Here is a 23,123-nt window from a genome sequence, read left to right on the forward strand (position 1 = left end):
TATCATGCGCGGATAGCCGTATTTATAAATGAATATGATACAATCTTCGGCTTGTTTAAAACCGCTGCGAGCCTGCCGACATGCAAAGCCTGATTACCCTTGTCCTGGTATTAATGCCAATGTTTATTGGCTTTGCCATTCCCTCGAATCCCAAAATGACCAAGCTTGCGGATAAAGGCTTGTCGTACTTGGTGTTTATTATCTTGGCGCTCATCGGTATCGAGCTGTCACAAGTGGAAGGGCTGGGCAGTCAGATAGGTGAGATTGCCTTGTATGTCATTATATTGTCGATATTGACCATAGGTACGGGGCTATTTAGCCTAATGCTCTTTGATCATCTAAAACCTTGGCAAGCCAAAAAACCAGTAGCCAAATCTAAAGAGCACCGCGTCAGTATCCGCGGTAGCTTGGCACAAGTGGTTTGTGTCGTCATCGGCATGGTGATTGGTTATTTTTTACCGGCAGGTTATATGCCGCCTGAAAACACCATGACCGTCCTGCTGATGATATTGATCTTATTGGTCGGTATCGGTCTCAAAGGCTCAGGCATCACCCTAAAAGAAGTGCTACTAAATAAGCGCGGGGTGGAGATGAGTATTATCTTTACCCTCTCGATATTGGTAGGCGGGCTTGTCTTTGCGCTGATGTTTAGCGATGTATCGTGGACCAAAGGCTTGGCGCTGGCGTCTGGATTTGGCTGGTACTCGCTATCGGCCATCGTCATGACCGATGCTTATGGGGCGATTTGGGGCAGCGTGGCGCTGTTTAATGACTTGATACGTGAGTTTTTTGCGCTGCTATTTATTCCCGTCTTTATGCGTAAGTATCCGTCAGCAGCGGTTGGACTTGGCGGCGCAACGAGTTTAGACTTTACCTTGCCGATTATTCAACAATCTGGCGGTCTAAAAGTGGTGCCACTGGCGATTAGTTTTGGCTTTTTGATTAATATTGTCTCGCCTGTACTGATGGTGGCGTTTTCGGCGTTGGGGTAAGTTGACTATATATTATAACTAAGCTTGTTGTTACTAGATATCGTGACAACCTGATTGCCAATCATTTGTTTGACAATATTATCAATTGTTTTAGGGTCTTCATCGCGCAGATGACTGTTAAGGTAATTGATTAAACTCGATTTTTTTGCAGGTCGTGAGCTGACAGGCCGAGCCTTAATAGATGCAATAGCGCATTGATATACGGTACGTTGGTCTATCGTCTTTGAGCTTACGTTTTTGACACTGGTTTTTGTTTTATGGACTGATAAATCATCTAAGGTTGGATAACAAACTTTTTGATTGTTTTGCTTTATCAGTCCTTGACTTTTTAGCCATGTAATAACTAGGTTTACTTGTGACTCGTCGTTTTTTTGACGATAGCTGGCAAGTTTTTGTTTGATGACGTTGATTAATCCAGTCATAGTCTTAGCTTTACTTAGTAATACTTTTTCGGCTACTAAATTTAGTACACCCTGACTGTCTGTGTTGTAGCAGAGTTTTTCGTTTTTACTATCGAGCTCTATCAGGCCTTTCTTGATAAATTTATCAAAAACTTTTTCAACGATATTGTTTTGTTCGGCTTCATCAAATTTAACCAAAGCTTCTGCTAACGCGTATTTCTTCATCGCAGAGAGTAGGTTTGATTTATAGCTTGGCAAAAACATCTTGCGATTTACTATGCTATCGAACACCAAAACATAGCAGTCATGAATGATAGATTGAGGCATTTTTTCTTCACTGATTGGTACTGTAGCGGTCTTCGTATCTATCAGACCATCGCTGCTAGCATCGTCATAGAACACTTCGTTTTGACTGGTATCAAAGATGAGTTGAGTTTGTTCTATATCAGCCTCTATCGTGTTCTCTACCTCATAGGCGAGGCTTAATCGATTGGTATCTCCTGCGCGTGTGATGGCCATACCGTCATACACAGTGTTGAGATGCTCAACCAAGATATCGTAACCACTGTCTCTTGCCAAAATACACACATCCGCCTGTGCATCGATTTCAGATATTTTGCCAAGATAAAAGGACAAGTAAAAATCTAAAGCGTTTTTACCTGCATGCTGCATCTTGATAATATGTACATTATCGCTGTTGAATTCGAGTAATGCTTCGACCAACCCAAGTGGCAAGCTCTTTTGCTGATATATACCCAAAAACAACCATACATGACATTCCTTTGTATCAACGCCCTCAAAACTCTTGGGTTGAATGTTTTCATAATCAATTAAGATATGCTTCATCGAAATACTCTTATTATTTGATTGTCATAACCACCCCTAAACCCCACTCGCCTGCTTCGCAAACAATCGCATGAGTGGTTTTATCTTGCCAACACGGTACATGCCTTCGCTGCGAATCTGCTGAATCGGACGCATCTGCGCAAGCGAGCCTGCAAACAGCCAATTAAGCGCAGAAAAGCTGTGCATCATCAGGCTATTATGCGGTCGGCGTAGACGCTCATAGCTACGCAAGGTTTGGTTACTGCCCCACAGCTTATTGCCGCTACGCGCATAGTCGTGCATCAGCTGCTCACTTAGCGCCTTCACATCGAGCATACCCAGATTTAACCCCTGACCTGCCAGCGGATGCACACCATGGGCGGCATCGCCTATTAGCACCAAATTGTCCTGTACATAACGCTTCGCTTGCTGCGCGGTCAGTGGAAAACTGGCGATGGACTCTATCTGCTCGATTGCGCCCAGCTCATAGTGACTGGCGGCGGCCAATTTATCAGCGATCACGCGCTCGTCTTCCTCGAGCAAAGCCAGTGCGTCATTGCGCGGTAGTGTCCAGACAATGGACTGCCAATGCTGCGGATTGGCTTTATCCTCATCAGTGATATCCGCTAAGGGCAACAGAGCCAGCGTGCCGGTCGGTAGCATGGCTTGGCGCGCGGTCGCTTGATGGGGCTTGGCAGTCTGAATCGCACAGCAAATCGCGGTTTGGTGATAATCAAGCGTGTCCAGCCCAATCGCCGCCTGCTGACGGACAAACGAGCCGCGACCATCGGCACCGACGAGCAGATGCGTATCGATAGCAGCGCCGTCCGCTAGCGTCACACGGTAGCCCTGCTGCGCACCTAGCCAGTCCATATTGACGACTTTTTGCCCTGCGATGACGGTCAGATAATCACTGACATCCTCCTCAGACAGACGCTGCCACAAAGCATACTCGATGACCGCTGGTTCAACCATACTGCCAAGCAGCGCTGGCGTACTGCTTTCACTATCGCCAAATAATAGCTCGCCCATACCATTTAGCTGCCATACCTGCATCTGCGAGTAATCCGCCTTGCGTCCTGATAGCACTATCTTTTGCCAAGCGCCTACGTCTTTTAACAGCGCAATACTGGCGAGGCTCAGCGCATAAACACGAGCATCGCGCTTGCCAAGCATTTGTTGCCATGCAGACTCATCTCGAGCAGGACGCGCATCGATTAAGGTCACGGGCATTTTGGCCTGCGCCAGCTTTAGCGCCAGCGTCGCACCGACGATACCGCCGCCGATAATGAGTGTATGGTTGTTTGTCATAAGTTAGCTCTCGATATCAGGACGTGTTAGGGCGTATCTTCAATTCACTTGATAATTATCTAAATGGGCTAAAAATAGCGCATCACTTTAGGGCGTGTTGAACATTCGCAAATAGGCACTGCTGATCGCTAAAATTGTTCCAGACAAGGCACAAAGCGACGATAATGCAGATGCCTTAGCGAGATTTGTAACGCAGTATGGGGCAATTTTAGCATCAGCCCGCAGGGACAGGACTCTTTTTTGCCGCTTCATCGTTAAAAATAAGCGCTTAGAATGACTAAACTTATTATTTTTAACATCGAATCGCCTAAAAAATAGTCGCTGTCAGTGCCATGGTAGAATGTTCAACACGCCCTAGTTATGGGTATTACGATTTTAAGCCCATGGCATAATTTGCCACCAGCGGTTTGATATTGGGCAGTTTATCAAACGCTACCAGTGCCATGTTACGCGCTAGCTTAATCGCTGGATTGGGATGGGTAAAGCCATGGACGACCGCATCACAAAAACGAATGACACGCTTTTGGTCGGTTTGTCGGGCTTTTTCATAGCGCGTGAGCAATGCCGGACTACCGATATCCTCGCCTCGCAGCACTTGCGCACTCAGCATTTTTGCCAGTACGTGAGCATCGCGCATACACAGATTAAAGCCTTGACCTGCCACGGGATGCAAGGTGTGGGCGGCATTACCCATGATGACGCAGCGGCCAGCGACTTGTTTATCTGCCAGTACGCGCGTCAGCGGGTAGCCACCGCGGCGGCCAGCGTTAACAAACGTGCCAGCACGATCGCCAAATGCTCCCTGCAACGTCGCCAAAAAATGCGCATCATCTTCTAGGTATCTTGTCTCTTCGCCTTTTGGGCAGACCCAAACCACCGAGCGTCTGTAGCCTTGTTGATACTTATTATTGCCGTCGCCTTCAGGATCAGTCAATGGTAGAACGGCTAACGGGCCAGCGGGGCTAAAGCGCTCAATGGCGACGTGGTCGTGCGGCTTATCCGTCTCTACCACTCCGACGATGGCGGTCTGCTGATAGTCATACGTCGTCGTGCCAATGTCCAATAACTGGCGCACGGTAGAGTCGCGACCATCGCAAGCGACCAGTAGACTGGCCTGCAGCTGCTGCTCGTGCTCTTCTTCGCCGTAGTAGCTAAAGCTGAGCGTCACGCCATCAGGCTGCTGCTCGACAGCGATGACGTTGGCATTATCAATGATACTAATCAGCGACTCCTGCTGCGCGGCCAGTAGTAGCTTGCGCCCCAGCCAAGCATTTTCCATCACTTGCCCAAAAGACTCGATCTTTTCTTCTTCCTTTTTAAGCTGCGCGCGGCCAAAGCTGCCTTGCTCGCTGATTTGTACCGCATCAATTCGGCAGGCATGGCTTTGTAGCTCATCCCACAGCCCAATCTCTTGATAAATCTGTACGGTGCGCCGCGACAGAGCGGTGTTGCGACTGTCCAAATAATGACTGCGCGTGCGGTCATCTTGCGGGCTGATGGTTGGGTAACTGTTTTTTTCAAGTAAAGTACTTTTGATGCCGTGATGCGCTAATAGCAAAGCAAAAGATAAGCCGACGTGACCGCCGCCGGCGATCAGCACTTGCTGGTCGGTGATTGCTGCTTTTTTTTTGACAGTTGATGACGTTGCATTGGTATTTTGCATCATGCTATTCCTAATCATATTGCTTTTAATGGTGTGCTTTCTTATTTTCCAGGCGTTATTTATTAATGCCCTAGATTACCACAGTTTGCTTGTATTTCTGTGCCCTGACACGTATGCAAAGCGTGTACTCGCCTGTTTGCGGTCATATCATAAAAGACTGACATGAGGGTAAGCTACGCCAAAGCATACCTCACCCTTGCAGCCGTTTGCCCACCAGCCTGTGGTTGCAATCTACATACAAAAACCCCGCCATCTGGGCAGGCGATGGCTTGAATTTTAAAAACTATCTACCATAATGAAGACAAGACATTGATTTATCATTAACCCCAAAACCAATAATAATTTACCGTTATCTATATCGCTAGCAGATACGCCACCTGCGTGTTAAAAGGCGCGTGACACATTGCCCGCCCAGACACTTTGACGAACGATTTTTATTACCCATTTTATTTTTTATCATTTTATTTTTTATCTCTGAAGCCCGTAGCGCTCTCCATGTTGATCTCATCAGACTAGGCGATAGCAGCGGGTACACAACACAAGGATAATCGCTTGACTGATTCTATGAGCCGCCGTATAAAGTTTGAATCATTGACCCCAGCACAGCTCAAAACCGTGCTTGGTGAATACAACAACCACATGAAATACCTACAAGATCGCCTCGATATCAAGATCATTCAACGCCAAGGCGACTTTTGCCTGAGCGGAGATGTGACTGCGGTCGAGCGCGGCGAACGCATCATTTATAAGCTGGTCGATGAAGCGCAAAACACCAAGGATATCAGTGCAGAAGAGCTGCATTTGATTATCCAATCGAGCGTCTCCCGCGATGAAGACATGGCAGACGATGAGCAAGAGTCTGCCGATGATGAGAGCGATACAGCTGATTTGGATTCGGCAAATGAGTTTACCCCCATTAGCCTGCGCACGCGCAAAGGCCGTATCATCCCGCGCGGGGGCAACCAGCAGCGCTATGTCAAAAACGTGCTCAGCTCCGATGTGTCCTTTGGTATTGGGCCTGCCGGTACCGGCAAAACGTATCTGGCGGTGGCCTGCGCGGTCGACATGCTAGAGCGCAATGAGATTGAGCGCATACTGCTGGTACGTCCAGCGGTAGAAGCTGGGGAGAAGCTTGGGTTTTTACCCGGTGATCTCACACAAAAGATTGACCCCTATCTGCGCCCACTCTACGATGCCCTCTATGAGATGCTTGGCTTTGAGAAGGTCGGCAAATTGATCGAGCGACAAATCATCGAGATTGCGCCGCTGGCTTATATGCGTGGCCGCACCTTAAACAACTCATTTGTCATCTTGGATGAAGCGCAAAACACCACACCTGAGCAAATGAAGATGTTTTTGACGCGTCTGGGCTTTGGCTCACGCGCCGTCATCACCGGTGACATCTCACAGGTCGACTTGCCACGCGGTACCAAATCAGGCTTGGCACAGGCGATGGATATTTTAAGCGGTATCGAAGAGATTCATATTACTAAGTTTGACTCAAAAGACGTGGTGCGCCATCAGTTGGTACAAAAAATCGTCGAAGCCTATGATGTGTTTGATGAAGAGCAAATCGCGCTACAAGAAAAACGTAAGTTTGAGCGCATCAAAGAGCAAGAGCGCAGACAGGCGGTGGCAGATGCAGCCTCTAAGTTGTAGCTAAACGTCGTTCAACCGTTATGTCTAACCCAAAAGACCGGATTACTAAACATAGTGATCTGGTCTTTTCGTTAATATTAAATAAAATGAGTCTTGATAAGCATAATATAGTGATTTCAGTATAAAAACGATACAGTGGGACTGGGATGAATTTTACGCAGCCTCTGTCGGCGTAGGTACAGCACGCAAGAAAAATTTATACCAGCTCCACGTTGACATACAATCTATCTGTTTTATTTAGAATCGACTATATCTCCCCCTAAGGTGACGCTATGAACCAATCTAACAACGATAATATGAACGCCCTAAAGATAAATAATCTAGACAAAGTTGAGCTTGATGTCAGCGCTCTTGATAGTATCGATGAGGGGTTAATCAGTCGTTACTACAGTGCAGATCGTCTATTGCCAATCATGGCTGCAACTTTGAAATATATAGATAGACGTATAGAAAACGGTCTTATGCTCCCTTATTTTACAGATATTAGTCTTGAGACGTGGCAGCACAAAATCAAAGCGCTAGATATCTATATTACTGACAAAACTGAAGGTCGTGAATTAAACCTAGAGGCGCGGGGCAAGGATTATGCGACCAATATCTTATCTTATCCAAGCGACTTACCCGTCGCTATTATTGACTTGATGCCGACCCTACCACTCGGCGAGCTGATCGTCTGTCATGAAGTCGTGGAACGAGAAGCCGCCGAACAAGACAAGACCGTCGCGCAGCATATCAGTCATTTACTGGTACATGGTATGCTGCATCTACTAGGCTTTGATCACGAGCTTGGACAAGCTGAGCAAGAGGAGATGGAAGGGTTTGAGATAGAGATTTTGGCAAGTCTCAACCTACCAAACCCCTATCTACCAAACGCTTGAATTTGACGAGATGGTTTTTGACCGAACCAATCCCTTAGAACAAGCACTGAATAACCAACCATTATTCAGTCTTTAGTCGTGGGCTCATTCTTTAGTTGTATGATCAGTCTTTAGTCATGGGCAGTTTTTGCGACTGACCCATTTGATTAATCATCTGATCCAAGCCTTTGACATGAACGCTACGCTGCGGGAATGGAATCTCAATCTTTTCATCGTCTAAAGCGTATTTAAACTGCTCAAGCAAATCACACTGCATCGTCCACCAATCAGCATTGGTCGTCCAGACATTGAGGGTCAAATCTACCGAATTGTCGCCCAAATTGGTCACGCGTACGATAGGCTCAGGGTCGGTAAAGGCCATTGGGTTGTTTCTGGCCAAGCTCAGCATCACCTCTTTAGCAGTTTTGATATCGGCATCGTAGCCGATCCCAACTGTGATATCGACGCGACGATTGGGCAGCGCCGTATAATTGGTCACCGCAGAGGTGGTAATATCGCCATTTGGGATGATGATATCGTGGTTATTGATCGTGGTTAGGTGGGTGTTGATCAATGTAATCTCGGCCACCGTCCCTGTGTAGCTGCTAATCTGTACATAATCACCGCGCACAAAGGGGCGAAAAGTAACGATCATGATACCAGCGGCAAAGTTTGATAGCTGGTCCTTTAACGACAGACCAATCGCGACCGCTGCACCGCCCAGTATGGCAACGACCGATGTCGTTTGGACCCCAACCTTGCTCAGCGCGGCCAACACCACTACCACCAGTAATACGCCATAAAGCAAGCGCCCTAAAAAGCTGGCCACCGTATCATCTAAATGACTACGGCGCATAATACCATGAGCAAAGGTAACGGCCTTTTTGGCCAGCCAGCGCCCGACCACAAATATAACGATGGCAAAAGCCACTTTGATTACCAAGCTCAATGCGTTACTGGTCAAAGCAGCAACATCGACTGTAAAACCTAAAAATTCCATACTGACTCTTTTTGTTTAAGTGTATTGTGATATCTAAGTGCCGGTTCGCCTTTGCTGGCAAACGGCTTTTATTTGATTTGCTGTATCGCTTATTGATCCGTCACTTATCGATACCTCATCCGCTAATACGTCACATTGACTGTATCGCTGTACTGATAAGTGCGTATCAAACGCAGCTCTACAATATCGTTCATGTCTTCGGTAAATTTGCCAAAGGGTGCCGCTTGACGCACTGACTGCTTTGCCGCTTCATCCAATATCGTCGAGCCTGAGCTCTCTAGCAAACGGATGGCTTTGACATTGCCATCACTACTGATAACCACCATCAAGCGTACGTCGCCGGTGATACCCTGCGCCCGAGCTTGCGCTGGATAATGCAGGTTGCCGACCCGCTCGACATGCTCACGAAACGTATTGATATAATCCGCTGCAGCGCCGCGCGTCGTTGAGTTACTATCGACCGTCACCACTTTTGATTTGGTCGCATATATCTGCTGACGCTGGGACAACTGCGCCTCTAATGTCGCGATTTGTTTACGCAGACGCTCTTCTTGCGCCAAGACATCATCTTGCTCTTGCGTACTGTCATTATCAGACTCGACGGTTGCCTGTCGCCAGCTCAAGGTGGTACGCAGGTAGCTTTCTTGATAGCGCTGCTGACGGGTCTGCCGCTGCAAGTTGATCACATCTTGTGTCTCGCTCATTTGCTCAGCTGACAGCGGGCTGACCTGATCGGTTTCTTGTCTGAGCTGCTCTTCTATCGTGCCGCCACCGACCTGAGAAGCGTTGGCGATAAAGTGCGCGTCCTCATTTGGCTGCATGTTGTCCGTCAAGGCCTTGGCCACATCCTGCATCATTGCTGCCGGATCTTGCCCCATAGAAAAACTGATACCAAAAATAATCAGCACATGCACACTCACAGCGATGACGATCGCCATAGGCAGGCTTCTATCGCGCTTAGGGGCTTGCGCTGAAAAATGATAACTTTGTGAGTCTTTAATATAGGCCACAGTTGCTCTCAGCTTAAGGGTATGAGCGTCGCAGCACAAGTCTGCCGCTCATCTATGTATCAATGAATAGGCACCGCTAAGCGGTTGACTCATGCCGTGCCGAGGCTATCATAACATGACATAGAATTGCGTCGCCAGCACAACCGCCAAACAGCCGCGCCATCCACACTGCAAACAAATCATTTACGATAAAACGCCTGTGTTCATTTTGAAGCCACGATATTTGTTATATACTGCTTTATAAATGCTATAGTCAAGATACTATAAAACAAATACCCTATCATTGGGATGCTTGCTTTCAATAATATGCAGTAACACAACAAGAAGTGCATACTTTAATAGCGCACTATAAGGATAATACGTTTGAGTGACTTTGATAACATGAGTGATAACGTAAACAATTCAGACAGTTTTGATGAGTACTTTGAAAACATTGGCTATCGTTTTGATGAGTCATTTAGCGACGGCTGGGAGCGCCTCACCCAATCTGTCAAAAACCTTTATAACAAAACCACCGATAAGTTTGAAAACGAGCTATCGCTGCCGGTGGCGCAGCAATACGTCAACGATGCCTTGCAAAAGTTTGTCACCGACAATGTAAAGGCCATCTTAGAGCTGCGCGTTGAGATGCACGACGACTGGTTTCGCCTATACTGTACTATTGATATCTCAGGCATCTATATCGAGGTCGCCAGTAACTTTAGCTTGATTCATGTACAGCTCGATCGCAATGTGCAGCGTTTTGTCTTTGGCCAGCAGACCTATACCGATGTACTAAACCTGCGCTGCGAGTCTTTTATCAAGCGCCAAGGCATCAAGCTGTTTATCTGGTTTTATCATCGTATCCTCAAAAAAGACCCACTCGGCTTTATCTTATCGTATATCAACATCGCTCGTGCCAAAGACGAGGTGATCTACCTCGATATCAACCGCTGGCTAAAAAAGAACAAAAAAATCATCAGCACACTGCACAAGGTGCAGGTCAATTATGGCGAGCTTGAAGAAGAGCAGATGATCTTAAAGACTCAGATCAACTATCGTGACCTACTGGCCGCCAGTAGCAATGAAGATATCATTAGCGACGCCGATGAGCCTGAGCTGATGCAAGGCCCGATCAACCCTGTCGCAGATGCCACCGAGCCCAGTCAGGTTTGATATCCAACTATATAGGCTATCAATCGTACGTACTATCAATCGTACGTAATAGACCATTAAAACGCCGCTACTTTTCGTCTATCAAGTAGCGGCGTTTTTGTACAACGGCAATACAACTTTTATTTATCAGATTTAAGCAAACACCTGTAGCGGCAGCTTTTATCAATATATCAATAGCTTTTACCAATAATTTTCTACCGCGATATTGCCCTCGCCGCGGCGGTTCATTACCAGCCCCAATGTCTTTAGAGCTTCTTTGGTGTCCTCTACCATCTCAGGGTTGCCGCAGAGCATCACATGGGTGCTGTCGACATCCAGCGCAATACCTGCACGCTCTTGTAGCGTACCGTCCAATAGCAGCTTTGGCAGGCGCTCCGTCAATGCGCCGTCGACGGGCTCGCGGGTGACAATTGGGATAAAAATCAACTTGGCAGGGTTGTCCACCAACGAGCCAAAGTCTGCTTGCAAGCGTTCAATCAGCTCAATATAAGCCAGCTCTTCCACCGAGCGCGCACTGTAGGCTAGTACGATATGCTCGTAGTCTTCCCATGTCTTTAGGTCTTGGAGCATCGACAAGAAAGGTGCCAAGCCTGTACCTGTCGCCAATAACCACAAGTCTTTGGGCAAGGGTTTTTGGTAGCGAGCCAACGTCAAAAAGCCAAATGGCATGGTATTGAGCAGCAGCTCATCACCCACTTCTAAGTGCTGCAACTGCGAGGTAAAAGCGCCATCAGGAATGACAATAGAGAAAAACTCTAACACCTCATCAAATGGTGAGGAGACAATTGAGTAGGCACGAAATATGTCTTCGTCCAATGCTGCTAATGCCTCCTCCTGCTGCTGATAATACTTCAGCCGACTGGGGTTGACCCCCAAACGCACAAACTGCCCTGCAGTAAATTTAAAACTGTCGGGCCGGCTGACCGTAAAACTAAATAAATTGGGTGTCCACGTGGTTTTACTGAGCACCGTTACTGTCTGAATATTGTCACTCATAATCGTTAATCACTCTCGTTTTTATTAGGGTGTGTCCTCATTTTAAAAATGGCGATAAAAATGAGATCAATCGCCGTCAAACAAGGAAAATAGCGCAGATAATATTGAGATATTAGTCAGCTATTTGACGCCGTTTGGCCAGATTTAGCCATTTTTAGCCCATTTAGATGGCTATCGATTGAATTGAGGACACGCCCTAGTCGTTTTCTTTTAATACTTCTATTGATGGTTGTGTTTATTTGTTTTTAAAGGGGTCAAACCAAAAGATGCGCCAAGCTTATCATAAAGCTGGCGCATCTTGGGTGGTTTACCATCACAGCGGACGTGCGGCACGATAGATTGCCGCACTGTAGCGGTTTATTTGCTACCTATCTATCAGCATATTACTATCAGTACATTACCAGATACGTGCCATGCTCGCCCACTCAATCATACTGTTTGGCAAGATACCAAAGAACAAAATAATCGCTGTGACGGCGATGACCATGATACCACCCGTGCGAATACCCCACTGTCCTGCCACATCAAACTCAATAAACTGCTTAGGACGTTTAAATAAAGTAAGCAACACGCGCAAGTAATAAAACAGACCGATGGCACTGCCTAGGACAATCATCGCAGCCAAGAACCAGTTGGTCCCTTGTACCGCTGCCAATATCGCAAACAGCTTGGTGATAAAGCCTGCGGTAAGCGGAATACCAGCCAGTGACAGCATCATAATAGTCATGACCGCCGTCAGCACGGGACGACGCCAAAACAGCCCTTGATAGTGAGTCAGCTCATCAGCCTCACCTGCCAAGCGATAAGGACTCGACATCAAGGTCACTACCCCAAAGGCACCGATAGAGGTAAAGGCATAGACCGCCATATACATGCTAGAGATGCTATCGGCTGCGGTACCGATACTAACAATAACGATCAGCACATAACCCATATGCGCAATGGATGAATAACCCAATAAGCGCTTGAGACTGGTCTGACGTACGGCTAGTAAGTTACCTACCAATATCGATAAGGTCGCCATCACCATCAGCAGTATCTGTACAGACGGTAGCGCCAATAACGCAGTATCGATTAAGAAACGCACGGCCAAAGCCATCATCGCCACTTTTGAGACAGACGCCAAAAACGTAGCGATAGGAGCTGGTGCGCCCTCATAGACATCGGGGGTCCACATATGAAAAGGCGCTGCTGAGAGTTTAAAGGCAATACCGAACAGCATCATCGCCGCCCCAAGTATCAAGAGTGGCGACTCAAATACATTACCCAATACCAAGCTGATCGGTTTGAACGCCAGCGCGCCCACCTCAGCGTAGATAAAGGCCATGCCCATCAGTAATGTGGCCGATGCGGTCGCTGATAGCACCAGATACTTCAGCCCCGACTCAAGCGAACGATTACGCATATAAGTATAGGCCAATAAGCCATATAGCGGTATCGATAGCATCTCAAGACTCATAAAGAACGCCGCCAAATGCTGAGCACTGACCATCAGCAGCGCGCCGATTGTCGATAGCAACATTAGCAGATACAGCTCATCTTTATTGTCTTTTAGGTTGGCAAGATAAGCATAAGACAGCGTACAGCACGCCAATGCACAGATAAAAATCACCACCATATTAAACTGAGCAAAATTATCGATGATAAATAACTGCTCAGCGCTAGGCGCAGCCGCGCCGCTACTGACGATACCAGCCATCTGCGCCAGCAAGGTAAATAGCCCAATGTTTAAGCCCACCACCGTAACAGTACCTGTCACCATATGTGAGCGTTTTACCGCGATGGCAATCATCACCACCAACACCGTAATCACTACGGCGATGATCGGTGCGTAAGGTAGCAATCCCATCAAATCATTCATCGTAATATCATTCATGACTTAACGTGCCTCCATTGCATCAAGCAGTTGCATGGCATCTACCTGTGTGACTTGACTGTATATATATGCATTATTGATCCACTGCATGGCGTGACTTGACGTATCGAGGAATGGCTGCGGATACAATCCTAGCCAGACCAAACCTGCTGCTAACATAAGCAGCAACGAAAGCTCACGTTTGCCCAAATCTTTTAGTCTACGCGTCGGCAGACCATGCGATTTGGTTTCGTGTATAGCCAGCGCTTCGATATTGTTTTTACCAAACAAGGCGCGGTGAATCAAAATGAGCGAGTATAGGCCTGCAAATACCAAGCTGAACGTAGCAAAAACCACAAACACAGGATACTGAGCAAATGAGCCAAATAAGATCATAAATTCGCCAATGAAGTTACCCGTACCCGGGATACCCAATAAAGCGGCGCAAAAGAACATCAGTATCGGTGCATAGTAGCGGAACTGACCCCACATACCGCCCATCAAAGTCAGATCTCGCGTATGTAAGCGCTCATACAGCTGTCCTGCCATAATAAACAATGCCGCCGAGCTAAGCCCGTGCGCCAGCATCTGAATCATCAGGCCTTGTAAGCTGATGAGCGTACCAGCATAGATGGCCAATACCACAAAGCCCATGTGCGAGACACTGGTATATGCCAGTAGACGCTTCATGTCGGTCTGCATAAAGGCGAGCCACGCCCCATAAAAGATACCAATAGTCCCCAAGGTAATGGCAATCGGTGCAAACTCTTGCGACGCGGCTGGAAATAATGGCAAGACAAAACGAATCAAACCATAGGCGGCAGTCTTAATTAGAACCCCAGCCAAATCCACCGAACCTGCTGTTGGTGCTTGAGCGTGCGCATCGGGCAACCAGCCATGAAAAGGTACAATCGGCAACTTCACCGCAAAACCGATAAAGAAGCACAGCATAATGGGATATTCCCAGCCGCCAAGCGAGGTACCGAGCAAGTCATTATAATTAAAGCTGACCACCCCAGTTTGCGCATAGCTGATAATGACCAACACCAAGATACCGATGAGCATGATTAGCCCAGACGCTTGGGTATAAATAAAGAACTTGGTCGCTGCGTACTCTTTGGTTTTGCCCACCACATCATGACCCCATAGCGCGATCAAGAAGTAAATAGGAACCAGCATCATCTCCCAAAAGAAGAAGAACAAAAACAGATCAATGGCTAAGAACACACCGATGACACCGCCCAAGCTCCATAGTAAGTTGAGATGGAAAAAACCCACACGGCGCTGAATCTCGTTCCACGAACAAGCGACAGCGGCAATACCGAGCAGCCCTGTTAGACCCACCATCAGCAGCGACAAACCATCTAGCGCCAAATGAAAGCTGATACCAAAACTTGGTATCCACGGCACACTAAACTCAGCGACCCATGGCACGTTTGCATCTGGCGCGATCACCTGCTTACTCATACCGCTATAGTCGCCGTACTGCCATAGCACGAGTGACAAAGCAAAGGTTATGATCATCCCGATTAAGGCGATCCAGCGCGGCAGACGTTTATTAATCCGCTCTACCAGCCAGCATAGCAATCCTGCAATAAAAGGAATTGCAATCAATGCTGGTAGCATCCACGTTTGTTGTAACTCAATCATCTTATACCACCGTTATCATTACCAGCACGAGCAATACAGCAACGCCTAAGCCAAAGCTTGCAGCGTAACCTCGAAGTGACCCTGTTTGCGTCGCAGACAATACCTTATTACCTGCTGATGCCAGCTTAGGTAAGACATACCACGTTTTATCGATAGGGTCGGCTTTTAATAAGCGGCCGATGAACAAAAAGGGTTTTACAAAAAGTAAATCGTATAGCGCATCGAAACCTAGGCCGTGATAGCACCAGTGATACAGCGCGCCGCCGATACGCGAGCGCTTAAAGCTGGTAAGCAGGCGACCTTTATTGACCACATATAACAGCGCGGCCAATACCAAACCTGCCAGCATCGCACCCATGGCGATATACTCTGCAGTATGCTTGGCCTCTGCTTGACCAGCCACTTCTAATAGATGCCCAACACTCTGGGGCAATACACCTTGCAATGGCGGCGTAATCCACGCACCGACAGCGGTCGATAGTACCAAAAGCACGGTAAGTGGTAACCAATATGACACCCCTGACAGCTTATGCGCATGGGTCTTTTCTTCACCAAAAAAGACAATCCAGATCATACGGAAGGTATAAATTGCCGTTAAGAATGCACCAAACACACCCATGTAAAATAGTACTAAGTGACCGGTGGCATAAGTTTCCCAAAGAATCGCTTCTTTAGAATAAAAGCCAACGGTGACCCAAGGTATCGCAGCGAGTGCTCCGCCACCGACGATATAACACCAAAACACCAAAGGTATCTTTTTGCGTAAGCCGCCCATCTTAAAGATGTCTTGCTCATGATGTACCGCTAGAATGACCGCACCTGATGCCAAGAACAACAGCGCCTTAAAAAAAGCATGGGTCATCAAATGAAAGATAGCCCCTTGCCACGCGCCCACGCCTAAGGCCAAAAACATATAGCCAATCTGACTCATGGTCGAGTAAGCAAGGATGCGTTTGATATCGGTTTGCGCCAGCGCACAAAATCCAGCGACCACAAGCGTTAACGCCCCGACACCGCCGACCCAATACAATAAAATACCTGGCGTTAGCTCAAACAATGGATGCAGGCGGGCGATTAAATACACCCCTGCGGTGACCATCGTCGCGGCGTGAATCAATGCTGATACTGGTGTTGGACCTGCCATCGCATCAGCAAGCCATGTGTGTAGTGGCAACTGGGCTGATTTACCCATCGCGCCGCCCACCAGCATCATAGTGGTGAGCATCATTATGGGGTTGTTTAGGTCAAAGACTTCGGGCGCGCGGGTGATAATCTCTTGAATATGCAGCGTGCCGAACTCGCGAAACAATAAAAACAAACCAAAGGCTAAAAACACATCACCGACACGCGTGACCGTAAAAGCTTTCATCGCCGCGCGGCCATTGGCTCTGTCGTGGTAATAATAACCAATCAGCAAGTACGAACAAATACCCACGCCTTCCCAGCCCAGATACAGCAAAAACAAGTTATCTGCTAACACCAGTAACAACATACTGGCGACAAATAAGTTCATATAGCTAAAGAAACGGGCAAAGCCGGTATCGCCTTTCATGTACCAAGCGGCAAACATATGAATCAAAAAACCGATACCCGTGATGATGCCTGTCATGGTCAATGCCAAGCCATCAAAACTCAGCCCAAAGCTCGGAGCAAAATCCCCGACCTGAAACCACGTCCACAGCGGCATCTCGACGACCGTACCTGCAGGGTAACTGGTCAAAAAAGTATAGCTGACGACGAGCGTACAAAGCGCAGATAGCAGCATACTACCGACACCGACTATCCTCGCCACCTGCTCGGTGAGTTTATCGCGCATAAAGGCTAAGATTAAAAAGCCAATGAGCGGGAATATAAAGGTTAATGGTAATAAACTCATGACATCATCCTTTCATCTCATTGGCGCTATCGACATCGAGATGCCCACGCTTATGATAAAACCGCAATAATATTGCCAGACCGATTGAAGCTTCAGCCGCGGCCAAAGTCAAAATAAAGATAAACATAATCTGCCCATCTGGATCGACCCAGCGACTGCCTGCTACTACAAATGCCAATGCCGTCGCGTTCATCATAATCTCAAGACTCATTAGCATAAATAAAAAGTTACGTCGTACCATGACGCCGCACAGACCGATGGCAAATAAAATACCTGCCAAAATCAGTCCATGACTCATGGGTATCATACCCAGTACATTTTGCGCCTCAGCAGCTGGCTGTACTAAGCCTGCTACCTCGTGGGCAAACGGCACGTTTGACACATCTTGTGCCACGCTTGCTGCTAGTACCATCAGTCTGACTCCTTGCGCGTGACTCGTTGTACACCTACTTGCTTACCGACATAGTCATGCGGGTCAACATCTTTATATTCATAAGGCTTAGCCATTTTGACGGCGTCACTATCTGTATAGTCATTGTTGTTATAAATACTGTCATTTTCATATTGCTCAATACTACCAACGCTTGGCTGAAAATCTTGGCTTGCATGACCGACGATCTCTTCATCAATCGACTCTTTACCCAAGTGATAGGCGGCAACCAAAGCCGCCAATAGTAGTAAGGCTGCTACTTCAACGAGCATAATATACTTGGTAAACAGTACCGTGCCCACTGCTTTGGCAGAGATGGTGGTACCACCAATCATCGCCGCGTCATCATGCCCCATACCTATCATCGCATACAGTACAACGCCGATGATAACCGTCAGGCCGGTCGGCAGCGCCCACGTGCCAGCATCGAGCCAGCGCTCTTCGCGCTCATCATTACTCATGCCCAAGTTGAGCATCATAATGACAAAGACGAACAGCACCATGATAGCGCCAGCATAGACGACGATCTCTAGCGCCCCTGCAAACGGTGCACCTAAGACAAAGAAAATACCTGAGATGGCGAGCAAAGACACAATCATCGACAAGATGGCATGTACTGGATTGGCTTGCGTCACCACGCGCAGGCTGGCAAATATAGCCACAGCAGCCAGCGCATAAAACCCTGCCAGCTCAGGGCTGTTTAAAATAGTCATCATGGTAGCAAGCTCCTTAGATCAATCGGTGCCGCTTCGTTTTGAGCAGCGCCTTTTGGTTTTTCCGCTACCGCCATACCGGTCACACGATAATAGTTATAATCAGGATATTTGCCTGGACCTGAGATGAGCAAATGCTCTTTTTCATAGACCAAGTTTTGGCGCTTATACTCACCCAGCTCAAAATCTGGCGTCAGCTGAATCGCTGTCGTCGGACAGGCTTCTTCGCACATTCCGCAAAAGATACAGCGCGAAAAGTTAATACGAAAAAACTCTGGATACCAGCGTCCATCGTCACGCTCGGCTTTTTGTAGTGAGATACAGCCTACTGGGCAGGCGACGGCACATAGGTTACACGCCACACAGCGCTCATCACCATCAGGGTCACGCGTCAGCACAATACGCCCGCGAAAGCGTGGCGGCACTGGCACTGGCTCTTCAGGATAAAGAATGGTGTCACGTGGCCTAAGCGCATGACTGTTGACCATCCACATGCTGCGGACAATGGTAAAGATACCAATGACGGTCTTTTTTATGGTAGTAAACATGGGATTATTATCCTTATCAGCTTTACCCTAGTTCATCAATGATGGCTAGTAATGATTACAACGTTGGGGAAAAGATCAAAATGACTGCAGCAGTAACGATTAAGTTAATCAGCGTCACTGGCAGGCAGACTTTCCAGCCAAAGTTCATCACCTGATCATAGCGCGGACGCATGAGTGAGCCTCGAGCCAAAACAAATAGGGTCATAAAAAACAGCGTCTTAATCATGAACCAAAAAGCTGGTGGAATAAATGGAATATCTAAATTAAACGGCGCCAGCCAACCGCCAAAAAACAAGCAGGTCATCAAGGCTGAAATCAGGACGACGTTGACATATTCCCCAATGAAGAACATCCCGAACTTCATACCGGAGTATTCGACATGATAACCTTCAGCCAGCTCTTGCTCGGCCTCTGGCTGATCAAACGGATGCCTGTGGGTCACCGCCACACCAGCGACCACAAAGGTCAAAAAGCCAAAAAACTGCGGAATGATATACCAGCCGTCAATCTGTGACTCAACGATTTCGCGCAAATTAAACGAGCCGGTCAAGGCCACCACTCCCATCAATGATAAGCCTAAGAAAACTTCATAACTGATGGTTTGTGCCGCCGAGCGTAGGCCGCCCAATAGCGAGAACTTGTTGGCAGACGCCCAGCCGCCAAACATCACCGCATAGACGGCGATACCTGCCATGGCAAAAAAGAACAAAATACCGATATCCCAATCCGCTACCCCAAGGGTCGGCGAGATAGGGATAATGGCAAATGAGGCCAATGCGGTAAACATGGCGACCGCAGGTGCCAAGGTAAATATAAACTTATCGGTGAAGTTTGGTGTCCAGTCTTCTTTAAAGAAGATTTTGAGCATATCAGCGACCAGCTGCAAGGAGCCAAACGGCCCGACACGGTTGGGGCCATAACGATCTTGCCATAAGGCAAGCATGCGGCGCTCATAGACAATCATCAACGCCGCCACGATAACGACCACCAAAAATATGACCAGTGCTTGCACCACCATAAATAAAACGGACCAAGTATCAAAGCTCATACTACTGGCCAAAAAGCTTGGCACATCAGGGATAATACGGGTAACTTGCATATTACACCTCCTGTGTGGTGGTCGGCGCGGTGCTGGTTGGCGCTGCGCGGTTGGTGGTATCGTCAGCGCTATCCGCCATTTCGCCCCTCATTGTCACGGGCGCATCGACTTTACGGACTGAGGCTGGCATCGAAGGGTGAATGATGCTCACCTGCCCGACAGGATAACCAATACAGCCTTCTGCTAGATAACCGACAATCTGTACTGGCAGGGTGACTTGCTGTTTGTCAATCTCGATTGCTAAGTAATCACCAGCGGCAATATTCCAGTCTTTGGCATCATCCATACCGATACGCCATGCCGCCACCGGCAGCTGTTCGGCGACGATAGGACTGCGCGATGCCATCATTGAGCTGGCATAGATGTTATAGATAGGCACCAGTTTGGCTTGTCCCTGCTGCATGTCAGTCGTGGTCGCAGACAGGGCTTCTGGTGCGACATACTGACGTGTCGGTAGGCGCTCGAGCATATCGAACAAACGCACGCCTGGGTCACCGTTTTTTAGATGACCACCGACTTTGTCTTGGTATTTGTTCCATGCTTGCGGCGAGTTCCAGCCAGCAGCATGAGCAAAAGGAACCATCGAGCTTGGTGTTTGTTTGCCCGTGTAGCCTTCCATAGAGAAAGTCAATCCTGTATCCAAGTCTTTTGGCTGCATTGGCTCATGCACTGAGATCGGCGCACGCATGGCTGTACGACCAGAGTAACGCCGCGGCTGACGCGCAATTTTAAGACCCGTGATACGGTAGTCCGCCTCGGGCGCGGCGCCCTTGATACCAGCAAGCTTTGGATGGGTGGCGATCAATGCATTGATGACATCATCGAGCTGTGTCCAATCGACATCACGGCCTTCGATACTGCTATGCACCGCATGTAACCAGCGCCAGCCTTCTTTGATACTGCTCATTGGATGATAATACTCATTATCATAAACTTGGAAGAAGCGCTGCGCACGGCCCTCAGCAGAGATAAGCGTACCATCCGCTTCGGCAAAACTGGCGGCTGGCAAGACGATGTCGACGTCTTTGTGCCAATCAAGCAGCTGATGATCAAGGGCGATGACGGTCTTATCAGCGAGTAACTGCGTCAACTTATTGGCATCAATGGCATCGGTCAGCTGGTTTTCTGCAACCACCACCACATCAAAGTCAGTGGCTAGTAGCTCTTCAACTGACTGACCGCCAAGCATACAAACGCCCATGCTATTGGCATCAGGAACCGTTAGATAGATACCTGCTTGTGCCTGATACCTGTTATTTACTTCTTTTAACTCAAGGTTTTCAGCAGGCTCGCGCTCGACATCATCCTGCGCTTCTGTATTCACGCCTGTTTCAGGTTTGTTCGGCTTAGCAGATAAATCTTGGTCTTCTTCAGGCTGGTCATTAGCCGCCTGCGCTTGTGCTGCCTGTACTTTGGCATTATGTGCCTCAACCTGCTGTTGCTCAGTCGCTTTGATTGCCGCACGTTTTTGGGTGAGCACCTGAGTAATCTGCGCCGCTGCTTCTATCAGTGCGGTAGAAGATAAGCTGCTACCCGAAACCACCAGCGGCTGATCGGCTTGAATCAAATCATATGCGATTTGCTGCGCGAGTGCCTGCATCGCATCGGTCTCGCGCTCGGCAGTATCTGCTTGCGGCGCTACAATCTGCGTCAAATCATCTGCCAGACCTGCAATCTCATCAGCAACTTTAAAACCAAGTTTAACAATATCTTCAGGAGTCGCTACCACGCTGGCTTTGCTGATGTCTTCTAGCTTGGTTTGGGTCACATCGATGACATAGACTGGGCTTAACGCATCTTGCGCGATACGCTTGACAGGCTCGGCAAGCCAAGGCTGCGTTTGCAGCGCCGCCGCCATTTTTAAGCCTTCGTTTTTCGCGGCTTGACGTACTGACAGTGCGACACGTGATGAAGTTTGGGTGATGTCTTCGCCCAACACCAGCACAGCGTCATGTGCTTCGATATCAGCCATGCTAGGATTATAGATACCTTCAGTGCTGAGCACTTCGATACATTTATTGACCAATGCTTGCTGCTGATGATTGAGGCCGGTTGAAAAGTTATCAAATCCAACCAGATTTTTTAGCGCAAAGTTGGTCTCAAGACTGGCGCGCGGAGAGCCAATACCGATGACTTTTTTGTCTTTGATGCGTTTGATGGTTTCATCAAGCGCGTAGTCAATATTGATTTTGACATGCTTATCATTGATACGTTCAAGCGCTTGGGTTGGACGATCATCACGATTGACATAGCCATAACCAAAACGACCACGGTCACATAAGAAATAACGGTTTACGTCACCGTTATAGCGGTTTTCGATACGGCGCAATTCACCATAACGCTCACCTGGTGAGGTATTACAGCCCGCCGAGCAGCCATGACAGATGCTGGGCGCATACTGCATGTCCCATTTACGATTGTAGCGATCAGAATGCGTTTTGTCAGTGAATACCCCAGTTGGGCACACTTCGGTTAAGTTACCTGAAAACTCGCTTTCGAACTGACCGTCTTTATCACGGCCAAAATACACACGGTTGTTTGAGCCATAAACGCCCAAATCTTCGCCGCCTGCGTAGTCTTTATAAAAACGCACACAGCGATAGCACGCGATACAGCGGTTCATCTCGTGAGCGATAAATGGCCCAAGGTCTTGGTTATGATGCGTGCGCTTGGTAAAGCGATAACGACGACGGCTATGACCTGACATATAGGTCATGTCTTGCAAGTGACAATGTCCGCCTTCTTCACAGGTTGGACAGTCATGCGGATGGTTGGTCATGAGTAGCTCAACCATCGACTTGCGGAATGCCTTGGCTTCGTCATCCGTCACTGAGATATACATGTCATCGCCAGGAGCGACCATGCAAGACATTACCAGACGACCGCGCCCTGCTTCCATATCGTCTTTGTTTTGGAACTGCTTGACTGCGCACTGACGACACGAGCCGACCGAGCCAAGGGCTGGATGATAACAAAAATACGGCACATCAATGCCGAGTGATAAGCAGGCTTGCAGCAAGTTATCGCTGCTATCTACTTCGACAGTGGTACCATCAATATGTATGACTGCCATGCCGCTCTCC

Annotated in this window: 18 protein-coding genes; 4 read left to right on the forward strand and 14 right to left on the reverse strand. The window is 48.0% G+C overall.

Annotation, left to right across the window (positions count from 1 at the left end):
• The first annotated feature begins 80 nt into the window (after positions 1 to 80).
• Entirely contained in the window at positions 81 to 992 is a 912-nt protein-coding gene (locus tag JMX98_RS04640) for a lysine exporter LysO family protein (RefSeq protein ID WP_201584975.1), read from the forward strand.
• Positions 993 to 997: 5 nt separating this feature from the next.
• On the opposite strand, the gene JMX98_RS04645 is transcribed toward JMX98_RS04640, so the two are convergent.
• From JMX98_RS04645 to JMX98_RS04655, 3 genes are all read right to left on the reverse strand, one after another.
• Complete coding sequence (locus JMX98_RS04645) at positions 998 to 2,239, reverse strand: PIN domain-containing protein (RefSeq protein WP_201584977.1); 1,242 nt, start codon at positions 2,237 to 2,239, stop codon at positions 998 to 1,000.
• Between the two features lie 36 nt (positions 2,240 to 2,275).
• Positions 2,276 to 3,529: an FAD-dependent oxidoreductase gene (locus JMX98_RS04650; protein WP_201584979.1), complete on the reverse strand. Its 1,254-nt coding sequence runs from the start codon at positions 3,527 to 3,529 to the stop codon at positions 2,276 to 2,278.
• A gap of 367 nt (positions 3,530 to 3,896) precedes the next feature.
• Positions 3,897 to 5,192 carry an FAD-dependent monooxygenase gene (locus JMX98_RS04655; protein WP_413786514.1) on the reverse strand — a complete coding sequence of 432 codons (1,296 nt, stop codon included), beginning with the start codon at positions 5,190 to 5,192 and terminating at the stop codon, positions 3,897 to 3,899.
• 564 nt (positions 5,193 to 5,756) lie between these two features.
• Here JMX98_RS04655 and JMX98_RS04660 point away from each other — a divergent pair.
• Entirely contained in the window at positions 5,757 to 6,851 is a 1,095-nt protein-coding gene (locus tag JMX98_RS04660; RefSeq protein WP_105244971.1) for a PhoH family protein, read from the forward strand.
• A gap of 272 nt (positions 6,852 to 7,123) precedes the next feature.
• Positions 7,124 to 7,729, forward strand: coding sequence for an rRNA maturation RNase YbeY (ybeY, locus tag JMX98_RS04665; RefSeq protein ID WP_201584983.1), 606 nt, complete (start codon positions 7,124 to 7,126; stop codon positions 7,727 to 7,729).
• A 103-nt stretch (positions 7,730 to 7,832) separates the two neighbouring features.
• Here ybeY and JMX98_RS04670 read toward each other — a convergent pair whose 3' ends face one another.
• Both JMX98_RS04670 and JMX98_RS04675 read right to left on the reverse strand, forming a co-directional pair.
• A complete protein-coding gene (locus JMX98_RS04670; RefSeq protein ID WP_201584986.1) occupies positions 7,833 to 8,708 on the reverse strand; it encodes a mechanosensitive ion channel family protein in 876 nt (291 codons plus the stop codon).
• A gap of 122 nt (positions 8,709 to 8,830) precedes the next feature.
• A complete protein-coding gene (locus tag JMX98_RS04675; RefSeq protein WP_201584988.1) occupies positions 8,831 to 9,718 on the reverse strand; it encodes an energy transducer TonB in 888 nt (295 codons plus the stop codon).
• Between the two features lie 381 nt (positions 9,719 to 10,099).
• Here JMX98_RS04675 and JMX98_RS04680 point away from each other — a divergent pair, with 381 nt between their 5' ends.
• On the forward strand, positions 10,100 to 10,873 hold the full coding sequence (locus JMX98_RS04680) for a hypothetical protein (protein WP_105246581.1): 774 nt from the start codon (positions 10,100 to 10,102) through the stop codon (positions 10,871 to 10,873).
• Between the two features lie 180 nt (positions 10,874 to 11,053).
• Here the strand turns inward: JMX98_RS04680 and JMX98_RS04685 are convergent, their stop codons facing one another.
• The 9 genes from JMX98_RS04685 to nuoG form a co-directional block, all read right to left on the reverse strand.
• Positions 11,054 to 11,872 (reverse strand): ferredoxin--NADP reductase, encoded by an 819-nt coding sequence (locus JMX98_RS04685; protein WP_413786515.1) that lies wholly within the window; start codon positions 11,870 to 11,872, stop codon positions 11,054 to 11,056.
• A gap of 394 nt (positions 11,873 to 12,266) precedes the next feature.
• Positions 12,267 to 13,745, reverse strand: coding sequence for an NADH-quinone oxidoreductase subunit NuoN (gene nuoN, locus JMX98_RS04690; protein ID WP_201584990.1), 1,479 nt, complete (start codon positions 13,743 to 13,745; stop codon positions 12,267 to 12,269).
• Positions 13,746 to 13,748: 3 nt separating this feature from the next.
• On the reverse strand, positions 13,749 to 15,374 hold the full coding sequence (gene nuoM, locus JMX98_RS04695) for an NADH-quinone oxidoreductase subunit M (protein WP_201584991.1): 1,626 nt from the start codon (positions 15,372 to 15,374) through the stop codon (positions 13,749 to 13,751).
• A 1-nt stretch (position 15,375) separates the two neighbouring features.
• Entirely contained in the window at positions 15,376 to 17,250 is a 1,875-nt protein-coding gene (gene nuoL / locus JMX98_RS04700; protein ID WP_201584992.1) for an NADH-quinone oxidoreductase subunit L, read from the reverse strand.
• A 4-nt stretch (positions 17,251 to 17,254) separates the two neighbouring features.
• Complete coding sequence (nuoK, locus tag JMX98_RS04705; protein ID WP_075101564.1) at positions 17,255 to 17,563, reverse strand: NADH-quinone oxidoreductase subunit NuoK; 309 nt, start codon at positions 17,561 to 17,563, stop codon at positions 17,255 to 17,257.
• Between the two features lie 98 nt (positions 17,564 to 17,661).
• On the reverse strand, positions 17,662 to 18,396 hold the full coding sequence (gene nuoJ / locus JMX98_RS04710; protein ID WP_201584993.1) for an NADH-quinone oxidoreductase subunit J: 735 nt from the start codon (positions 18,394 to 18,396) through the stop codon (positions 17,662 to 17,664).
• Positions 18,393 to 18,941, reverse strand: a complete 549-nt coding sequence (nuoI, locus tag JMX98_RS04715; protein WP_198335865.1) for an NADH-quinone oxidoreductase subunit NuoI — start codon at positions 18,939 to 18,941, stop codon at positions 18,393 to 18,395. Before nuoI ends, nuoJ begins: the two co-directional genes overlap by 4 nt.
• A 55-nt stretch (positions 18,942 to 18,996) precedes the next feature.
• Positions 18,997 to 19,989, reverse strand: a complete 993-nt coding sequence (nuoH, locus tag JMX98_RS04720) for an NADH-quinone oxidoreductase subunit NuoH (RefSeq protein ID WP_201585024.1) — start codon at positions 19,987 to 19,989, stop codon at positions 18,997 to 18,999.
• 52 nt (positions 19,990 to 20,041) lie between these two features.
• Positions 20,042 to 23,113: an NADH-quinone oxidoreductase subunit NuoG gene (nuoG, locus tag JMX98_RS04725; protein WP_201584994.1), complete on the reverse strand. Its 3,072-nt coding sequence runs from the start codon at positions 23,111 to 23,113 to the stop codon at positions 20,042 to 20,044.
• Positions 23,114 to 23,123 lie beyond the last annotated feature (10 nt).

Origin of the sequence: Psychrobacter sp. HII-4 (genome assembly GCF_904846595.1) — a bacterium.
Lineage (GTDB): Bacteria > Pseudomonadota > Gammaproteobacteria > Pseudomonadales > Moraxellaceae > Psychrobacter > Psychrobacter celer.

Excerpts from the sequence above, each read along its gene's own strand:
- nuoG (WP_201584994.1), bottom strand. The coding sequence starts at position 23,113 with ATGGCAGTCATACATATTGATGGTACCACTGTCGAAGTAGATAGCAGC.
- JMX98_RS04680 (WP_105246581.1), top strand. The coding sequence starts at position 10,100 with ATGAGTGATAACGTAAACAATTCAGACAGTTTTGATGAGTACTTTGAA.
- JMX98_RS04655 (WP_413786514.1), bottom strand. The coding sequence starts at position 5,192 with ATGCAAAATACCAATGCAACGTCATCAACTGTCAAAAAAAAAGCAGCA.
- nuoH (WP_201585024.1), bottom strand. The coding sequence starts at position 19,989 with ATGAGCTTTGATACTTGGTCCGTTTTATTTATGGTGGTGCAAGCACTG.
- JMX98_RS04670 (WP_201584986.1), bottom strand. The coding sequence starts at position 8,708 with ATGGAATTTTTAGGTTTTACAGTCGATGTTGCTGCTTTGACCAGTAAC.
- ybeY (WP_201584983.1), top strand. The coding sequence starts at position 7,124 with ATGAACCAATCTAACAACGATAATATGAACGCCCTAAAGATAAATAAT.
- nuoM (WP_201584991.1), bottom strand. The coding sequence starts at position 15,374 with ATGATTGAGTTACAACAAACGTGGATGCTACCAGCATTGATTGCAATT.
- JMX98_RS04640 (WP_201584975.1), top strand. The coding sequence starts at position 81 with ATGCAAAGCCTGATTACCCTTGTCCTGGTATTAATGCCAATGTTTATT.
- nuoJ (WP_201584993.1), bottom strand. The coding sequence starts at position 18,396 with ATGATGACTATTTTAAACAGCCCTGAGCTGGCAGGGTTTTATGCGCTG.
- JMX98_RS04645 (WP_201584977.1), bottom strand. The coding sequence starts at position 2,239 with ATGAAGCATATCTTAATTGATTATGAAAACATTCAACCCAAGAGTTTT.
- nuoL (WP_201584992.1), bottom strand. The coding sequence starts at position 17,250 with ATGAGTTTATTACCATTAACCTTTATATTCCCGCTCATTGGCTTTTTA.
- JMX98_RS04660 (WP_105244971.1), top strand. The coding sequence starts at position 5,757 with ATGAGCCGCCGTATAAAGTTTGAATCATTGACCCCAGCACAGCTCAAA.
- JMX98_RS04650 (WP_201584979.1), bottom strand. The coding sequence starts at position 3,529 with ATGACAAACAACCATACACTCATTATCGGCGGCGGTATCGTCGGTGCG.
- nuoN (WP_201584990.1), bottom strand. The coding sequence starts at position 13,745 with ATGAATGATATTACGATGAATGATTTGATGGGATTGCTACCTTACGCA.
- nuoI (WP_198335865.1), bottom strand. The coding sequence starts at position 18,941 with ATGTTTACTACCATAAAAAAGACCGTCATTGGTATCTTTACCATTGTC.